This is a genomic window from Thalassotalea litorea, from assembly GCF_005843925.1.
In the GTDB taxonomy this organism is placed as follows: domain Bacteria; phylum Pseudomonadota; class Gammaproteobacteria; order Enterobacterales; family Alteromonadaceae; genus Thalassotalea_A; species Thalassotalea_A litorea_A.
The window spans coordinates 43,832-61,515 of record NZ_VCBC01000005.1 but is presented as its reverse complement, the minus strand read 5'-3'; the positions used below and the strand labels follow the sequence as shown (position 1 = coordinate 61,515).

General features: G+C 42.2%; 16 protein-coding genes. 11 read left to right on the top strand and 5 right to left on the bottom strand.

The features are described from left to right. Nucleotides 1–69: 69 nt before the first annotated feature. Both FE810_RS05645 and FE810_RS05640 read right to left on the bottom strand, forming a co-directional pair. Nucleotides 70–1,200 carry a zinc-binding dehydrogenase gene (locus FE810_RS05645; protein ID WP_138319076.1) on the bottom strand — a complete coding sequence of 377 codons (1,131 nt, stop codon included), beginning with the start codon at nt 1,198–1,200 and terminating at the stop codon, nt 70–72. Nucleotides 1,201–1,292: 92 nt separating this feature from the next. Then, complete coding sequence (locus tag FE810_RS05640; RefSeq protein ID WP_138319075.1) at nt 1,293–1,985, bottom strand: glutathione S-transferase family protein; 693 nt, start codon at nt 1,983–1,985, stop codon at nt 1,293–1,295. A gap of 185 nt (nt 1,986–2,170) precedes the next feature. Here FE810_RS05640 and FE810_RS05635 point away from each other — a divergent pair, with 185 nt between their 5' ends. The 11 genes from FE810_RS05635 (at nt 2,171) to FE810_RS05585 (ending at nt 14,618) form a co-directional block, all read left to right on the top strand. Continuing rightward, complete coding sequence (locus FE810_RS05635) at nt 2,171–3,070, top strand: LysR family transcriptional regulator (RefSeq protein WP_138319074.1); 900 nt, start codon at nt 2,171–2,173, stop codon at nt 3,068–3,070. 368 nt (nt 3,071–3,438) lie between these two features. Beyond that, entirely contained in the window at nt 3,439–3,864 is a 426-nt protein-coding gene (locus tag FE810_RS05630) for a hypothetical protein (protein WP_138319073.1), read from the top strand. Nucleotides 3,865–4,096: 232 nt separating this feature from the next. Then, nucleotides 4,097–5,281 (top strand): tetratricopeptide repeat protein, encoded by a 1,185-nt coding sequence (locus FE810_RS05625; RefSeq protein ID WP_138319072.1) that lies wholly within the window; start codon nt 4,097–4,099, stop codon nt 5,279–5,281. Between the two features lie 10 nt (nt 5,282–5,291). Further along, entirely contained in the window at nt 5,292–6,224 is a 933-nt protein-coding gene (locus FE810_RS05620; RefSeq protein WP_138319071.1) for a M28 family peptidase, read from the top strand. 260 nt (nt 6,225–6,484) lie between these two features. Further along, a complete protein-coding gene (locus FE810_RS05615; protein ID WP_138319070.1) occupies nt 6,485–7,051 on the top strand; it encodes a phosphoribosyltransferase in 567 nt (188 codons plus the stop codon). Nucleotides 7,052–7,112: 61 nt separating this feature from the next. After that, nucleotides 7,113–7,595 carry a hypothetical protein gene (locus FE810_RS05610; RefSeq protein ID WP_138319069.1) on the top strand — a complete coding sequence of 161 codons (483 nt, stop codon included), beginning with the start codon at nt 7,113–7,115 and terminating at the stop codon, nt 7,593–7,595. Then, nucleotides 7,588–8,238, top strand: coding sequence for a class I SAM-dependent methyltransferase (locus FE810_RS05605; RefSeq protein ID WP_138319068.1), 651 nt, complete (start codon nt 7,588–7,590; stop codon nt 8,236–8,238). Before FE810_RS05610 ends, FE810_RS05605 begins: the two co-directional genes overlap by 8 nt. Nucleotides 8,239–8,465: 227 nt before the next feature. Continuing rightward, nucleotides 8,466–9,032 carry a paraquat-inducible protein A gene (locus FE810_RS05600; RefSeq protein ID WP_171022274.1) on the top strand — a complete coding sequence of 189 codons (567 nt, stop codon included), beginning with the start codon at nt 8,466–8,468 and terminating at the stop codon, nt 9,030–9,032. Next, nucleotides 9,025–9,669, top strand: a complete 645-nt coding sequence (locus tag FE810_RS05595; RefSeq protein WP_138319066.1) for a paraquat-inducible protein A — start codon at nt 9,025–9,027, stop codon at nt 9,667–9,669. Before FE810_RS05600 ends, FE810_RS05595 begins: the two co-directional genes overlap by 8 nt. Then, nucleotides 9,659–12,664 (top strand): PqiB family protein, encoded by a 3,006-nt coding sequence (locus tag FE810_RS05590; protein ID WP_171022273.1) that lies wholly within the window; start codon nt 9,659–9,661, stop codon nt 12,662–12,664. Before FE810_RS05595 ends, FE810_RS05590 begins: the two co-directional genes overlap by 11 nt. A 667-nt stretch (nt 12,665–13,331) precedes the next feature. After that, entirely contained in the window at nt 13,332–14,618 is a 1,287-nt protein-coding gene (locus FE810_RS05585; RefSeq protein ID WP_212744476.1) for a tyrosine-type recombinase/integrase, read from the top strand. Between the two features lie 182 nt (nt 14,619–14,800). Here the strand turns inward: FE810_RS05585 and FE810_RS05580 are convergent, their stop codons facing one another. The 3 genes from FE810_RS05580 to pyrC are packed head-to-tail and all read right to left on the bottom strand — an operon-like array spanning nt 14,801 to nt 17,675. Beyond that, nucleotides 14,801–15,721, bottom strand: a complete 921-nt coding sequence (locus FE810_RS05580) for a M23 family metallopeptidase (RefSeq protein ID WP_246036921.1) — start codon at nt 15,719–15,721, stop codon at nt 14,801–14,803. After that, nucleotides 15,714–16,592, bottom strand: a complete 879-nt coding sequence (locus FE810_RS05575; protein ID WP_138319296.1) for a 6-pyruvoyl trahydropterin synthase family protein — start codon at nt 16,590–16,592, stop codon at nt 15,714–15,716. The genes FE810_RS05580 and FE810_RS05575 overlap by 8 nt, the downstream gene beginning before the upstream one ends. A 51-nt stretch (nt 16,593–16,643) precedes the next feature. Beyond that, on the bottom strand, nt 16,644–17,675 hold the full coding sequence (pyrC, locus tag FE810_RS05570) for a dihydroorotase (RefSeq protein WP_138319064.1): 1,032 nt from the start codon (nt 17,673–17,675) through the stop codon (nt 16,644–16,646). Between the last annotated feature and the right edge of the window lie 9 nt (nt 17,676–17,684).

Genomic DNA, 17,684 nt, shown 5'->3' with positions numbered 1-17,684 from the left:
TATCGTCTTCATTTAAACCATCCATGGAATGAAGACATACAAAACATCCATGTTTATAACATCCTGGGTTTAGCCTTGTGGTAAAACTAAAAACTTCTCACCTGTGGCTTGTTTGGCATAGGCACCTAATGATTCCAGTTGCAATACTTGTGCTAACGACACTTCATGTGTGTAGTGACTGGCAAATGTCGTTGTAATTTCAGCAGCAACACGCTTACGCATGGCGATAGTGGTTTCAATTCCAAGCTTGCCTAAGACGTTAAATAACAAAAATCCGTTTACTCCCCAGGCAAAGCCAAAGTTATTACGGTTAAGGGTAATAGGTCCACGGTCCAGAGCTCCATAAATATACACTTGTTTATAGGTATCAGAGCCATAGACGCTGTGCTCAGCCATATCACGTGATGCTGCCGCTTCCATACAGGTAAGGATGTCGCTTGTTAACGTACCACCACCAATTGGATCAAAGGCGATCGTAGCTCCAGTCTCAATTAGTGCGGCAGTTAAATCGTCATAAAAACTGTCGCTACTAGAATTAACCACGTATTTAGCGCCCATATTGCGCAGCAATGTTTCTTGTTCTGGCTTACGTACAATGTTGACTAAATCAATGCCATCGGCGATACAAATACGGTTTAGCATTTGTCCAAGGTTAGAAGCTGCAGCCGCATGCACAATAGCGGTATGGCCTTCAGCTCGCATTGTTTCTACCATTGCTAATGCAGTGAGCGGATTCACAAAAGATGATGCTCCTTCTTTTGCGGTGGTACCTGGCTCAAGTTCTAAACAATTTTGTACGTTAGCACATAGGTACTGGCGAAATGTACCTCCACCGATTACCGCAACCGTTTTACCCATTAAAGCTTGGGCAGCAGATGAAGATCCGGCAGCAACAACAGTCCCTGCGCCCTCGTTACCGACAGGTATAGATTTACCAACACGAGCTTTTACAGAAGACATATTTTGAGCAGGTACATCGGCGTTGAGCACCGGGCTTTGTGCGCTGCCTGTTTGGCGAGCTGTTGTCATATCGGCAGCCGCAAACATAACGGCTAAATCAGAAGGATTAAGTGGTGCCGCTTCAATACGAATCACTACTTCATCTGCACCGGGTTGTGGGATCTCGATATATTTAAGTGCAAGTTGCAGTGTATTGTCTTCGCTAATGGTGGAAGTAAGTTGTAAGTTTGTATCTGACATAGGGTTTTGCTCCTGCAAAAATACATTAACCAAATCAGCCTTGCTGGACTGCTGATTATATTCTGTGAATAATAAACGTATATCTAACGTCGTTACGGTGGTGAATTTCTTTCGGTCTTAGCCTGTGCTATTTGCTCTTTTACGTATTTCATAAACTCAGGCATGTTTGCCGCGCGGTCAGCGTCTACTGATTTAGCAATCGCCGATTTACTCATCGAGTTGTGCCACTCTTTCATACCTGGAATTTCGTCGAGAATATCCCAATTTAGTTGAGATGAGGCAAACGAGTCGACAATTGTGTTTACGTAATACACATAGATGTCGGCCATCGTGAGTTGTTTACCCGCGATCCAGGGAGAAAATTGGCATAAGCGCTGCATAGCACCAATGCCTCGATTTAATACCTGGCGCACTTCATCTTGAAGAGCTTCAGGTGCAGCAGTACCTGAAAGCGCATAGCGAATAAGTCGTCGGCTCGGTAGCTCCAAGTAAAGTTCTGCTATTTTCATGATTTGACGCACCGTTGCCCGTTCACCAGCCTCAGCAGGATAGAGCGGTTTGGCAGGATAAGCTTCCTCGATAAAATCACAAATAACGCTCGATTCGGATATGTGGTGGCCATTAGCGGTGGTTATTGCCGGTACTTTCCCCGCTGGGCTTATGGTCAATAATTTGTCACTTGTACTATAAATCAGGTTTTCCTGAAAAGGGATCTCTTTGTATAACAGTACGTGTTTCACTAAGTTGTAATAGTTACTGGCGGCAAACCCGTGCAAAATGATCATCTATCTGTGTCCTATCCTAGGGGTAAAGGTTTATTAAGTTTTGCATTCAATGTTCAACCTAACTTTTCAACATTTAAGTCGGACATATTATTACTGTGTTTTAAATGGGTATATATAGGGTAGAATGCTAAACACTATTGTTATTTAGACAATAATGTACCTAAGCTTAGCAATGGAGAGTGGCTATGGATCAACTTCGGGCACTACGTTACTTCATCAAGGTAGCAGAGACTGGCAGCTTTACTAAAGCGGCTAGTATGTTTTCGGTGCCACCTTCATCACTATCGCGTCGCGTTGCTGACTTAGAAAAAAGTTTGGGAGCGACTCTATTAAAACGTTCAACCCGGGTCGTGAAACTCACTGAAGTGGGTCGAATTTATTACAACGATGTTCAGAATATCCTGAATCAACTCGAGCTAAGCAATGAAACGGTGCGTAGTTATCAAACTACGCCAAAGGGGCGTTTACGTATTAGTTCAATGGTGGGGTTTGGGGAGCGTATATTAATGCCTTTGTTAGATGCCTTTAGTGAACAGTATCCAGACATTGTGCTAGATGTTAGTTTAAGTGATGAGCTATCGATGTTAGGGCGTGACGAAGTAGACATTGCCATTCGAGGTGGTTATGCACCGAACGAGCGGGTATTGGCTAAAAAATTAATGGACAACCGTTTTATCCCTGTCGCTGCACCTGCCTATCTGGCAAAACACGGTGTACCACAAAATGCGATTGAGTTACGTAAGCACGACGGCTTATATTTTCGGACTCCATCAGGTCCAACACCGTGGTTGTGCAAAATTGATGGCCAGTGGCATGATGTCACCGGGCGAACGGTTGCGGTGTCAAATAATGGTCAATGGTTAATAAAAAAAGCTTGCCAAGGACAGGGGATACTAATGTCTACTCGCTGGGCCTTAGCATCTTATATTCAAACAGGTGAATTACAGGAGTTAACGTTTGAACATGAGTTAGGCATTAACCAACACACTGATATGGCAGTCTATTTACTGTATCAAAAACAGCGTTATTTAGTCCCAAAAGTAAAAGTGGCGGTAGATTTTTTATTAGCAAGCATGAAAAATTAATTAATTTTATTCGAAAGTGCGAATTAAGCATCTAATGAATCAAAACTTTTGATTCCCTCAACACACAGCAAACAGCAAACAGCAAACAAAAAGCTAAATCTTCTATATATTAAAACAAACTCAGATAGGGAGCATACGGTGTTCATGGCATGGAATCATCTGTGCATCTTTTCACTTACCCCAACTTAACGCTGAAATTGTTGTCGGTTATTTGCTCGCCACCCAGTGAAAATAAATAACCTAATAAAAAAACTCCCTTTTTTAGTTTTAAAAACCATCAACTCGTGTATAAATAATAAACAGTCAGATGATTTTAAACGATCATTCCATAATAATTAAAAAAGTACTTTCAAAAAAGGGGAAGTCGTATGGCGACCAATAACAATGAACTTCTAATCCAAAATGAAAATTTATTTCGCGCTTTGGTGTGCGCTCCGGTGGCAGTCTTATTTGTACTGTTAGCGGCGAATTCGGTCACAACGTCTGCGATTGTGGTTATGCAAATCGTGTTTGTACTGTTGGCTGTCTGTTTTACCCTAAGCTCGCTAGCCTATGCGTCCTATTATACTAATGAACGTTCTCAAGGGGATGCTGAACCGCTTATTAAAAATCAAAATTTATCCAAGTCATTGGTTTTCTTACTTTTAACAATCTTGTTTGGGGCCATTGCATATAGTGCTGTCACCTCATCGACACACCTGATCTTTAAAGTCATTTCTGCGCTTCTTGCGATATATTTCACCTTAGGTACGCTGGCGTTCGCCGCTTACTTCACCAATGACTGTTGTGAGTAGTCGTCAATATTAAGTACTGCATTTATGGAGGAACATCGGATAGGTAATGGTTGTTTATTACCGCGAGACTATCCTCCATTTTCCTTAACCTAACACCCCGAAAAGACAATTTGTTTACATGTGAAAGCCGGTAATTACGATTTATCTGTAAGCATTTATGAAGGAAGGCGCTAGATAGAGGTAAATAAAGTAAAAATTGCTTATGCTTAAGTAATGATAGGCAGGAGGCATTATGAGAAAGTGTTTTTATGCATGTATTGTACGTTTCGTTTTATTGAGCTTGGCATTACTGGTGAGTGCCTGCAATACGGTTCCTAAGGTCGAATCGAATAAAATGCCAACGTCTCTTCTCATTCATCAGGACTCATTTCCAGGTCACAAATCCATTAACGTAGAAAGCGAACGAGAAATCTACGCCCTTAATCAAGAAATGCAGGAGTTTGTGCATTACAACTTATTGCGTATCGAAGATCCAAAACAACGTGCTGAAGCACTATTATCCAAGTTATTTAAACGTTCAGCGACAGGCTTGCTCTACAATCAGGGCGCAAACTTAACGGCTCAGCAAACCTTTGAACAACAATCGGCAAATTGCCTGTCTTTAACCATTCTTGCCTATGCACTGGCAAAAGAAGCAAACTTAAAAATCAATTTTCAGGAAGTGATGATCCCTGAGTACTGGGTACGGCAGGGCAGTTTTAATATGTTGAGTCGTCATGTGAACTTAGTCGTTGTTGGAGATGATAGAAGCCGTTTTCAAACCATTTGGGGGCAACAAGCAACAACCATTGACTTTGACCCTTTTATCGTGAAAAAGCATTTTGCCAGAAACGTGATCAGTAAAAAGCGCGTCACTTCAATGTTTTATAACAACCTAGGCGCTACAGCACTAACCCAGGCTGACTTTCCTAGAGCTTATGCCTATTTTAAAGCCGCGCTAAAATCCGACCCTCAATACAGTGCAGTCTGGGGGAATTTAGGGTATTTATATAAAATTCATAAGTATGAAAACCTCGCCCGCGAGAGTTATTTAAGGGCGATTACGATGGATCAGGCTAACTACAATGCCTGGAATAACTTAGGCATTTTGCTGCGCGAAATTGGCAATACCGAAAAGTCAGAAGAAATCAGTGAATTTATCACCAACATAAGATCTACCAACCCATACTATCACGCCGTGCTAGCCGACGAAGCGTATCACAATGGGATGTACAAAAAAGCCATAAGTCACTACATCACAGCCAGTGAAATGCAACCAAAAGAAGATGAGTTTTATTTTGGACTGGCAAAAGCGTATTTGAAACTAGGCGAATATGAACTGAGTGAACGGTATCTCAACAAAGCTAAAAACAACGCTGAATTTCCCGATGTTGAAGAAAAATATGCACAAAAATTGCGCCTGCTAAGTAAGCTTTAGCGAAATCGCAATGTTAAATCGACTGCTAATTGGTTTCCTTTTACTTTTTTCAACGTTCACAGTGCTAGCCTGCACCAATATAGGTTCGGTTGCCTGGAATCATCTCAATCAGCTTGCCTCTGAAGAGATGGCTGGCCGAGGACCAGGTCAGAAAGGTCATAAACTCGCCCAAAATTACATCGAAAAAACCTTCGTTAGCTTAAGCTCATATCGGTTAACACGTCAGGAATTTATTTACCAAAGTCACTTCAATGAAAAAACCGGGGTCAACTGGTATGTCAGTCGCAAAGGATTGCAGCCAAATCTTGGTTTTATTGCAATAACCGCGCATTATGACCATCTTGGCACAAATTCCAATAAAACCTATTATGGGGCCGATGACAATGCATCAGGAACGGCGGCAATTTTAGCTTTAGCTCAATGTTTAGATAAAGTGCAACTACGTCATAGCGTCATCATTATTGCCATCGACAGAGAGGAACATGGCTTATATGGGGCGAAAAGTTTTATTCACGACAATCCTCACCTTATTGAACAATTTCGAGTTAATGTGAACTTAGACATGGTTGGTCATGGAAATAACAACCGTCATTACTGGTTAACTGGAACCCGGCGCTGGCCTGATTTCGCCGCTATTGTTGAACGAACCAATGCCAACGTGATGGTTCCTTTTAAACCCCGTAGAACCTTATTTACGGATAAAAGAAGTGTCTCACGCGGCAAAATTGATTTGCATCGAGCAAGTGACCACTATGAATTTTTCAAAGTTGGGGTGCCGTATTTATTTATTACCGGTGAAAACCACAAAGACTATCATCAGCAAACAGACACCTTGGCCTCGATTAATGCAGATTTTTACCAGTTTGGGATCCGCTCGATCGCGCAATTAATTATGCAGTTAGATCAAAACCTACAACCAAAGAAACAAGTAGCAGCCAATTGATAAGTTTTTATCTAAGCGGATACTTTTGCTTTTAAAATCCGTTATAATTGTCAGTTAACTCGACGTCGCATCGTTTATCGCATCTGGTTTTATTCATTTGATATTCGGTTTATAAGTTTGGGGTAGGTTCTACATTGTTAGAGGTTGTCTTCAAATTATCACGTTTATTACTCAATGACTGGCGGCGGCTCAGAGCCAAACAAATCTAATTTCTTTCATTGACACCTAATTTATTCAGGTTGTTATCCAAGAGGCATAGAATGGATAAAAAATTTATTAGTGCTCAAGAACTTCTCGAAGATTCTTTCCGCGTTGCCGCTCAAGTTTTTGATGACGGTTTCCGTCCGCAGTTTATTGTCGGCATCTGGCGCGGTGGTGCCCCAATTGGGATTGCCGTTCAGGAGTATTTTGATTTCAAGCAAGTCGAAACGGATCATATTGCGGTACGCACATCGTCCTATTACGGCATTAACCAACAATCTAAAGAAATTAAAGTTCATGGTTTGCATTATTTGATTGAAAATGCCAATGCTGATGACGGATTGCTTATTGTTGATGATGTTTTCGATTCGGGTCGCAGTATCGATGCACTGATCAAGCAAATACAAGAGCTGATGAGGCTAAATACGCCAAAAGATATTCGCGTTGCCTGCCCTTGGTACAAACCTCAAAATTCGAAAGTGGATATCAAGCCGGACTATTATGTACATGACTCCGATGAATGGCTTGTTTTCCCCCATGAACTATCCGGGTTGACCCCAGATGAAATCATTAACGGCAAAAAAGATTTATCAAATATCATGGACTTGCTGGTCGACAAAAAATAGAGCGAGCCGCAAAATCGACAATCTCGGTTAAAATAAAGGGAAACTCAGGTTTCCCTTTATTATGCACGATCATCAAATTAGTCATCCAAAAAACCCAAAATGGTATCCCGCGAAAGTCGTCCGTGGTTATCAAATCGCATCGGGGCTTTCTGCGGACAATCCCTATGGCGCCGGCAGTCTTGAGTTGCAACTCCCCATTTTTTGTCAACAGGGCTTACCGTTTCAAAATTGCTATGCCGGTACACTGAATCTGGAGTTAAGTCCTAATATATTGACCTGGGTATCATACTGGCATTGTCTGCACGACATAAAGTGGCACCCACAATTCGCTGCAGAATCCTTTGCGTTTTGTCCCTGCCTACTCAAAATTTCAGATAAAACGGTTAAAGCTTTTGTCTACTATCCACTACCAGCAACGAAAATAGGGCACTTCCAGGTTCCCTCTGTGGTTGAAGTTATCGCTGAGTTTATCCCCGATGTCCATTATCGTGATACCATTCAGGTAAGTTTCCCAGAACAATACATAAAAATTATCAATGAGTAATCGCGAGCATTGGCAACAGGTATTTAGCCATAAACAAGCGCAGCAAATGAGCTGGTCGCAAACCAATACCGATACCGCTTATTTGGCATTTGAACGATTAAATTTAAACAAATCGGCTTATATCGTTGAAGCGGGTTGTGGTATATCAGACTGGTCAAAGCATGCCTTACAGAACGGCTATCAAAACCTGACCCTAATCGATATCTCAAAACAAGCATTACAATGTTTAGAAATAAACCATCGTCAAAGCGGCCTTTTCAGTCACACCTGCAAGTATCAGGAACTAGATTTAAGCGCGCCTGAAAGCCATTGGCAGTCCACCGCTTTAAACACCGTGGATTGCTGGATTGATAGAGCGGTCTTTCACTTTATGACTGAAGCGGGGCAAAGAAAAAATTATATCAACAAGGTAGCGACGAGCTTAAAAAAGCAGGGATACTGGGTGCTGGCAACATTTGCTGAAAATGGTCCGCAACAGTGTTCAAATCTACCGGTACAGCGCTACAGTCATCAACAACTGATTGAGTATCTTGACGCGTCTGAACTTGGTCCCTTTCAGTGTGTTGAGCACTGGCAGCAGGATCATATAACGCCATGGGGAGGACAGCAGAGCTTCAACTGGTGGATCATCCAACGTCGGTGATAAATTAAATACCATTTAAAGGCGAAAATCGTCAATTAACTGGCCTGTAAATTTGAAAATATCCTGTTTCCTTATATGGTTAGGTAATAGGATAAGAATAAATACAACCAGATCAAGGTGCTTCTTATTCGTTAATTTTTGTTTTTCTCTAGCAAATTACAATAATAATGACAGCAGCCACCACAACAAAACCCACAATACTGGCTTGTCGCGAGTGCGACAATCTTATGCCTTACCCTGTCTTAAAAGAAGGTCAGCAAGCCCGTTGTCGGCAGTGTCGTCATATTGTCCTATATCGAAAGCCTAACCCAGTAAACCGTAGCGTTGCTATTGCGATAGCAGGCCTTATTCTGTCGGTACCAGCAATCTTTTTGCCAATTATGTCAATGAAGATGTTTAGCATTAACAGTACAGTGAGTTTGTCATCTGCGGTTTATGCGCTTTGGTTGAATGAACTCTATTTTGTGGCCGTGGTAACGTGCTTTTTTTGTATTTTCGCCCCCATTGGTAAGCTGGTTATTGCGCTTATATTAGGGCTGCAAATCAAAATGGATCAAATCAAGCGCAACAGTTATATGCCGCTCATTAAGTTTTATCAGAAGATAGATAGCTGGGAAATGCTTGAAGTGTTTATGATTGGCATTCTGGTGTCGATATTTAAACTCAGAGCGGATGCGGATTTGTTTTTTGATCTGGGGTTAGTTAGCTACATACTATTTATGCTGAGCATCGTAGCATTGAAGCTTAGTTTTGATAAAGAGTTACTTTGGAACAAGGTGGTGATCAATGATTAACCTTGAATCCGTAGATTTTACGCAAAATGGCAAAGCGAATCACTTCGCAACGTGTGATACGTGCCACTGGGTAAACCCTTTCAACCCAAAAATCGATAATCTGTGTGAACGATGCAACTCGAAATTGCAGCAGCGCAAGCCATTAGCTTTTCAAAAAACGCTGGCATTGACCCTATGCTCGATCATTGCCTTTTTTCCCGCAAACCTATATCCCATCATGACCATTTTGCAATTTGGCAAAGGTCAGGGGGATACGATTCTTTCCGGTACGCTATATATGTTTCAAAATGGCATGATCCCGATTGCTGCCATTGTTTTTATCGCCAGTTTTATTTTTCCGTTAGCGAAAATTATTGGTTTGATTTACCTCTTATACTCAGTGAAATTTCCGTCACGGATATCACGACGACATCGATCACACATGTATCGTTACATTGAAATGTTTGGCCCGTGGTCGATGCTGGATGTCTTCGTCGTCGCGATTCTGGTGTCCTTAGTCGAAATTGGTAACGTTTTAGAAGTCGTCGCCGGTCCTGGCGCAACTGCGTTTGGCATAATGGTTTTGCTCAGTATTTTCGCAGCTGCGAGTTTTGATTCTAAGATGTTATGGGATGAGCGGGGCACGGATGAACGATAATCAAAACAAACGCCGAAACAATCAGGCCATAGTCGAGCCGCGTCCCAAAATTTCCTTTATCTGGATACTGCCGATCCTTGCCGCCATAATCGCCACCTATTTAATTGTTCAGGCCTATTATCAATCTGGCATTGATATCAAAATCTATGTTAAAGATGCGGAAGGTATTGTCGAACAAAAAACAGAGGTACGATTTAAAGGGCTACCCGTCGGTCTGGTAAGGGATTTATCGATTAAAGACGGTTTGGATGTGATTACGGTCAATATCGAAATGGATCGTTCAACCAAGCCATACCTTAATCAAAACTCTCAATTTTGGTTAGTCAAACCAGAAATTAGTCTGTCAGGGGTTTCTGGATTGGAAACGGTCATTACAGGTAACTATTTTGAAATGTTACCCGCATCTGATGGCCAAAGAATACGAGAATTTTATGCTCTGGATTCGCCTCCGGCTATTCCTGTAGACACCCCTGGCTTGCATATTACATTGCATGCCCAAAGCCTTGGCTCGTTAAATCGTGGTAGTGGTATCTATTACAAACAAATACGGGTTGGTGAAGTCTATGACTACCAATTAGTTCAAGAAAATGGTTATGTGGCAATCAAGTTGCTCATCGATGAAAAATACCAACAACTTGTTAAGTTTAATAGTCGATTTTATAACGCCAGTGGTGTCGAGGTTAGCGGCGATTTGTCCGGATTTAAAGTTCGAACCGAATCCTTATCGTCGATTATTAGTGGTGGCATTGCGTTTCATACACCGACAACAAATAAAGAATTTCCCGACGTAGAAAACTATACCAAATTTAATCTTTATGATGATTTTGATGCCGCCCAAGCAGGTATCAAGGTCACCATGAATTTCCCTCAAAATAGTGGGGTTAAAGCTGGTGAAACGAAAGTCATTTTTGAAGGGGTCGAGCTCGGCGTTGTTGAAGACTTTACGTACAACCAGGCACAAGGCGGACTAATCGCGAGTGTCAATTTTGACCCAAGACTTGAGCCTTATTTATTATCAGGGATGCAATTTTGGCTAGTGAAACCCAATATTAGTTTTTCTGGTATTTCTAATATGGACAGATTGCTGAGTGGGCCTTATGTGTCGTTTCGTTTAGGAAGCGGAGAGCCAACCCGTGAATTTAATGTACTTTCTCAACCGCCACCGTTAAGTTACGAAGAGCCGGGTTTACACCTGCAACTGCAGACCAAGAACATTGATTCGTTAACATTCGACACCCCGGTTTTTTACCGAAACATGCCTGTTGGCTCAGTACAAGATCATGAATTAAATGAGGATAAGCAAAGCTTTTCGGTACACATTTTTATTCGCCCGGAATATGAGTATCTGGTGAATAAAAGCAGTCGCTTCTTTAAACTCGGTGGTCTGGATATCCAGGCACGCTTACCGCAGGTGAAGGTACATGCGAGCACGCTAACTAATATGTTTGTTGGAGGGATCGGTTTTGCGACAGACTCCTTTGTCGGAGAGCCGCGTCTGGGTGATGGTTTTGAATTTAACTTAGCCAACACCAAACAAGATTCTCGCCTAAATCAATCGTTAACGTTAAATTTCCCAGGGATCCTTGATGTCTATTCCGATTTTACGGTTTTAAAATACGGTAACCTTGAAATCGGTAAGGTGAAAAAGGTCGAGTTAAACGACGCGGTCAATCAGATGCAGCTAACCGTTGACTATGATGGCAGATTCAAAACTCTATTTCGAGAGCATAGTCAGATCCGGCTAGTGACTGCGGGATTAAGTGCAAAACAACTCGGCGCTGTCGTGTCAGGCAGTTTCCTTGAAGTGATCCCTGGTAATGGTGAATATGCGTCAGACTATGAAATATTGGCCAAAGGAGGGCACTTTAGTGCCGGTTTACCTGGCTTGCAGTTGATTTTGACAAATCAACAGTCCCATGGATTAGTCGCGGGTTCGCCGGTAATTTTTAAAGATCTCACCATTGGCCAGGTAGAGGCTGTGCACTTAAAAGAACAAGGCAAGTATTTTGAATTTGTGATCAGCATTGAGCCTCAATATCATTCCCTGGTATTTACTAATAGTGAATTTTATCTTGCCAGCGGGATTCACATTGAAGCCAGTCTTTCCGGCGTTTCTGTGTCTTCGTCTAAGCTCGAACGTATTGTAAATGGTGGGATCTCACTGGTGAACCCGGTGAAACAAGATAAGGTCCAAACCCAGGAATTTAGTCAATATCCGTTATTAGAATCGGTGCAGCATAGTCAATATCAAGGGCCTTTAATTGCCGTAACATTCAATAACGTGGTTGATATTAAAGCTGGCGCTAAATTGATTCATCAAGGCCATGAAGTCGGGATCGTTACTCAAGTAACACTGGCAGATCAATTGACCCACACCCAACTACAAGTAAAAGTCAGTGAAACATTTAAAAACCTGACTCAACAAGGCGCCCAATATTATTTACTCGAACCTAGCATCGGCTTAACGCAAATAAAAAATGCATCGTCATTGCTGTCAGGGAATCAACTTGGTGTCGTGCCAGGTAATGGCGAGCAAGTAACGAGTTTTATCGGCTTAGACCGAGCACCAACCGTAAAGAAATTAGCGCAAGGGCTGAATTTAACGTTATCGGCGCTGACCTTAGGTTCGGTGGCAACTGAGCAAAATGTTTACTACCGACAAATACCCGTTGGTAAAGTTTTAGGCAGTGAACTGAATCAACAAGGCACCGGTGTCCTGATCTATATCAATATCGAACCTCAATACCAATCGTTAGTTACCAGCGCATCTACGTTTTATAATGTCAGTGGTGTTGAAGTCGACGCGGGTTTGTTTTCAGGGATGACCATTACCACGGAGTCGCTATCAAGTATCCTTAGCGGGGGAATCGCATTTGTAAATTCCTCTAAAGCATCAGGAAATTCAGAAAAACCAGAAAGCGACCGTTTGGCAAAAACCAAGGTAGAGGACGGTTCGGTATTCAAACTGACCCCAGAATTTAGACCCAGCTATTGATCTTTAGCCGTTAAAACTCAAACACATCAAAGTCCATGAAAACAGAGTTGTTGCCAGTAAAGTCCTGCGCTTTAAATCTCAATTTAAACCTCAATTAAAATCTAAGCTCAAAAGCATTTTACTAAAACACAAATTTACTTAGCGGTGTGGGTATTATTTACAGCGCTCTACGTGAATTGTTGGGGATTATCACTGGCAAAACAGAATTTCGTGCACGTAGCGCACGTAAAAAATAGGGTGAATGATGATAGATCCCTTTATTTATACAGCTTGTAGAGAATTCCTGATAAAATTCAATGAATTATGCGGTGCTTGTATACGTAATGCTTTTATACATAGCGCTCGTTTAAAAACCATACGTATGTGTTTTATCGAAGAGACACAAGCCAGATAAGACAAGCGTTAACGTACAGACGGCAAAACTACAACAAACGGTAAAACTACAACAAAGTACATTAACGCGGATTCAGGCACAGTAAACACAGCAGAGTACTTGTATGCGCCAAAGCTACCCTTACCAAATGTCCGATAATGTTAATTAGTGGACATATAGGGTATAACGATTTAACATGGGCTTTACACTCAGTTAACCATGACTTTAATCAATACCTGTGCTTTTGGTTATTGTTAATCAAGAGCTATTGGCTTTCAATTTAAAGAATAATAAATGCTTATGAACACAGATGCTTTTAACGCTGAACCTTTATTTGATTCTCATCGCAATTTTCAACAAATGCATCGTAATCAATTATTCAGTGAAGACAATCAATCAGTAAAACAGTTTGTTGACACCATCAATCAAACCGTTAACGGCGCGCTCGAAGATTACCGCTATACAAAAGAATTCCTGCAATCTAAAGGACGTCGTAACGAAGCGACCTACAATCTATTTCGCTCTGAAACGGAAAAGTTTTTACTATGGGCTTGGCTATATGCGGGTAAATCGATTGTTACGCTAAAACGCCGTGATCTAGAAACCTACATTGATTTCGTTCACAAGCCGCCAGTCAATTGGATCTCCAGTTATGTCTACCGTCGCTTTGAAGATCGCAATGGTTATCGACATGTTAACCCTGACTGGCGACCATTTACGATAAAGATCCCAAAATCGCAACGTCTTGATGATATCGACTTTAACAATAAGAAACGCAACTACCAGTGTTCACAAGATGCCATGAAAGCGACATTTTCAGTACTGAATGTCTTTTATGATTACCTGGTAACTGAAGATTATGCCTTTGGCAATGCCATTGCCTCGGTAAAAAAAGACAGTCCATATCTGATCAAAGATGCCTCTGTCGTCGACGTTAAACGTTTATCCTCATTGCAATGGGATTATATCCTGCAAAGTACGCAAACTCTGGCGGATGGCGATGAAACCTTTGAACGAACCTTATTTATAATTGCCTGCCTGAAAACATTGTATCTACGGGTTTCCGAGCTATCCGAGCGCCCTGTCTGGTCGCCAGTCATGGGACATTTCTGGACAGACAAAGACAAGAACCATTGGTTTAAGGTATTTGGTAAAGGCAATAAACAACGGGATGTTTCTGTACCGGACAGTTTTTTACCGTATCTTGAGCGTTATCGCCAATATCGTGGTTTAAATGGTTACCCTTTATCGTCAGAAACGGACCCTTTACTGAACAAATTGAAAGGTTTTGGTGGCATGACGTCACGTCAATTGCGTCGCATTGTGCAACAGGCTTTTGATCATGCCTATGAGCAAATGACTCAGGAAGGATTTAGCCATGAAGCCCAGACCCTAAAACAAGCGACAACTCACTGGCTCAGACACACTGGCGCCTCAATGGATATCGCTTCAAGGCCACTAAAACATATGGCCGATGAACTAGGACATGCCAGTATGGGCACAACGGACCGGGTATATGTTCAATCCGATCACTTAGAGCGCGCGAAATCCGGTAAAAAACGCAGTATTGAAAGCAGCTAATGATTAGACTGGAAATAGAGAAGGATTGGTAAAAGATAAAATTACGTTAATTAAGTGTGTTGAGAAAACAGAAAAGGCTGATTAGAAAATGGCAGAAATGCGCCCTTTCTAATCAGCCTTTTTTAACGATTTAACGATACCGATAGTTATGTTTTTTACTCTATGCCTATAAATGAATGCGTTTATTGAAACGTATGCATATTCGGAAGCTTGAGTACTAAAGCCGGATCTAGCCTGACGTTAAACCAGTTAATTCGCCAGTCCAGATGAGGACCGGTTGAACGCCCTGTTGAGCCAATTTTTGCTACATTCTGACCTTGTAAAACCTTATCGCCTTCGGTCACTAAAGAGCCGGATAAATGCAAAAACGTAGAGGTTACACCGTGGCCATGGTCAATCACTAATGTACCGCCAGAATAAAACATATCTGGTACCCATAACGTTACGATACCTGCCGCCGGTGCTTGCACCAAAGTACCCGTTTTACCCGCGTAATCCAGGCCGTAATGGGGATTTCCAGGTTTGCCGTTATACACCCGTTGACTGCCGTAAACACCGGTGATCCTGCCTTTACTTGGCGCAATGAAACCATGGGCAAAATCAATGCTGTCAGAGGCAATATTGCGCACTTCACCAATCTGTTTGCTGTCTTTTCGGGCCCTTGCGACATCGTTAGGATCTGGCTCCATGATTTTTTTGGCAATCCCATTCACCCGTTGAATCTTGTATTCGCGCTTGGCGGGTTCTAGTGTTTTTATTTGTTGCTTATCGCCGTTAACGAGTTTTAGCTGATAGCTATGTTCATCATCTCGACTAAAGCCAAACGTGAACAAGCCATGACGAGACACTTTTAATGCCCGATCATCTAAATAGACCTGGTTGCCAGGTAGCGTTTTACCTACCATCAGGCTGCCTTGCATGACTTCACCTTGCAGATCGATCAAGAGATTGTCATTGGCATGACTTAACTGGGACGTGCCAATCAACAATAACAGGCTCGGCAGATAACAGCGTTTTAGGGGGTTGGTGATCAATACCTGAATATATTTTTTCATACCGTACCGCAAACCAATGCCATCAGCGTGAGTTCGGGTTCTATACATTGCCAATGGCTCCTTTGCCTACGCCTTCATACGCCACAACTTTATAACGGTTATCTGGGTTATTTGCTTGCAATTGTCTGGCAATATAATCCGCGAGAAGTTCCACGGTTGAGTCACAATCGACAATTTCAAGATTATCCTTGATGGCGATATCAAAACGTCCCTGTGGCGCATAGTAAGAAAAGCATTGGTGCTCAGCAGTTAAATCTTGTTGTCCACGTTGGGATAATTCGACTTGTTGCTGGTCAATAGCATCGCTATTCGTTGCCAGATAGATATCTTGCCAACGGCGGCACCATTTTTTTTCCAGGCTTAACGAACGAATATCATTTTCATACAAGGTGATTTTCGAACGATGGCCGTGGGCAATTCGTTGACAGTTGCCATCATGCTTTTTCAGTCCATGGGTGTAGTGATAGTAAAAACCATCAATCACTTCTGGGCGTAACGTCAACTCAATGGCTTTTACATTTTCCGGTAATTGCGCCTTTATCACCTTAGTTAAGTAACGCGTAACTGATTCTTCAGTGATTTTTTCTGCTGGGATCTGCGCAAATGCGCATTCTGGTGATTGTAAGTGAATGCTGCTTATGTGCTCTGGATAAAAGTCTACGTAAACATGTTTATCTCTGCCTGAGTCTTCAATGAAGAGGTGTTGATCGTTACCTGGCAACAATAACTTATGATCCACCGCATCATCGATGATGGCTTTGATTTGTTTTTTAACAATCCCAAAATCCAACACCATGCTTTCCGCATTTAAATCGCCAGACAGAATAACATCCACTATCCAGCTTTCACCGACAACTCCCCTATCCTTGCACAGATACGAAAAATCAATGACGGTTAAGTCATTGACAAACAATTGCATGGTTTTCAAACTCATGATTAATCCTTGGTTTCGCTTAGGCACATGTCACGATTACGCTTTTACTTGCCATTGAATGTCTTCTCCGGCACGGATCGGGACAACGGTATCGTCACCAAATGGCATGGTCGCCGGGACAGACCAGGACTCTTTAACTAAGGTTATGGAGTCATTATTGCGAGGTAATTGATAAAAGTCCGGACCGTGAAAACTTGCAAAGCCTTCCAATTTATCCAAGGCATTTTCCTGTTCAAATACTTCCGCGTACAATTCAATGGCGGCATGAGCCGTATACGAACCGGCACAACCACAGGCATTTTCTTTTGCTTCTTTGGTATGCGGTGCAGAATCCGTCCCTAAAAAGAACTTCGTACTGCCGCTGGTTGCCGCTTCAATCAATGCCTGTTGATGGATATTGCGTTTAAGCACAGGTAAGCAAAAGTAATGAGGGCGAATGCCACCCACCAACATATGGTTACGGTTAAAGAGTAAGTGGTGCGCAGTAATCGTCGCGGCGACATTTGAGCCCGCTTGATTGACAAAGTCCACGGCATCTTTGGTGGTAATATGCTCTAACACGATGCGCAACGTCGGAAATTTGGCGACAACCGGCTTTAAAATGCGCTCAATGTATTCTTTTTCTCGGTCAAAAATATCGATATGGCTGTCGGTAACCTCGCCGTGAAGTAAAAGAGGTAAATCTTCTTCTTGCATGGTTTCCAGTACCGAATAAATGTTTTTAATGTCGGTCACACCGGAGGCAGAATTAGTCGTCGCACCGGCAGGATACAGTTTTGCGGCAAAGACTTTACCAGATGCTTTCGCGGCGCGAATATCGTCAGACGTGGTGCTGTCTGTAAGATACAACACCATTAATGGTTCAAACGTTTTTGACGAATTGACTTGTTGAATACGTTCGTAATATTCAATCGCCTGATCCGTATTCATTACTGGAGGAACGAGATTCGGCATAATAATGGCGCGCCCAAAATAGCGGCCAATATCTCTAACCGTATCCTCTAAAACATTGCCATCGCGAAGGTGTACATGCCAGTCATCAGGTCGAGTAATCGTAAGAGTCGTCATTAATAATTC

Excerpts from the sequence above, each read along its gene's own strand:
- FE810_RS05645 (WP_138319076.1), bottom strand. The coding sequence starts at position 1,200 with ATGTCAGATACAAACTTACAACTTACTTCCACCATTAGCGAAGACAAT.
- FE810_RS05640 (WP_138319075.1), bottom strand. The coding sequence starts at position 1,985 with ATGATCATTTTGCACGGGTTTGCCGCCAGTAACTATTACAACTTAGTG.
- FE810_RS05635 (WP_138319074.1), top strand. The coding sequence starts at position 2,171 with ATGGATCAACTTCGGGCACTACGTTACTTCATCAAGGTAGCAGAGACT.
- FE810_RS05630 (WP_138319073.1), top strand. The coding sequence starts at position 3,439 with ATGGCGACCAATAACAATGAACTTCTAATCCAAAATGAAAATTTATTT.
- FE810_RS05625 (WP_138319072.1), top strand. The coding sequence starts at position 4,097 with ATGAGAAAGTGTTTTTATGCATGTATTGTACGTTTCGTTTTATTGAGC.
- FE810_RS05620 (WP_138319071.1), top strand. The coding sequence starts at position 5,292 with ATGTTAAATCGACTGCTAATTGGTTTCCTTTTACTTTTTTCAACGTTC.
- FE810_RS05615 (WP_138319070.1), top strand. The coding sequence starts at position 6,485 with ATGGATAAAAAATTTATTAGTGCTCAAGAACTTCTCGAAGATTCTTTC.
- FE810_RS05610 (WP_138319069.1), top strand. The coding sequence starts at position 7,113 with ATGCACGATCATCAAATTAGTCATCCAAAAAACCCAAAATGGTATCCC.
- FE810_RS05605 (WP_138319068.1), top strand. The coding sequence starts at position 7,588 with ATGAGTAATCGCGAGCATTGGCAACAGGTATTTAGCCATAAACAAGCG.
- FE810_RS05600 (WP_171022274.1), top strand. The coding sequence starts at position 8,466 with ATGCCTTACCCTGTCTTAAAAGAAGGTCAGCAAGCCCGTTGTCGGCAG.
- FE810_RS05595 (WP_138319066.1), top strand. The coding sequence starts at position 9,025 with ATGATTAACCTTGAATCCGTAGATTTTACGCAAAATGGCAAAGCGAAT.
- FE810_RS05590 (WP_171022273.1), top strand. The coding sequence starts at position 9,659 with ATGAACGATAATCAAAACAAACGCCGAAACAATCAGGCCATAGTCGAG.
- FE810_RS05585 (WP_212744476.1), top strand. The coding sequence starts at position 13,332 with ATGCTTATGAACACAGATGCTTTTAACGCTGAACCTTTATTTGATTCT.
- FE810_RS05580 (WP_246036921.1), bottom strand. The coding sequence starts at position 15,721 with ATGTATAGAACCCGAACTCACGCTGATGGCATTGGTTTGCGGTACGGT.
- FE810_RS05575 (WP_138319296.1), bottom strand. The coding sequence starts at position 16,592 with ATGCAATTGTTTGTCAATGACTTAACCGTCATTGATTTTTCGTATCTG.
- pyrC (WP_138319064.1), bottom strand. The coding sequence starts at position 17,675 with ATGACGACTCTTACGATTACTCGACCTGATGACTGGCATGTACACCTT.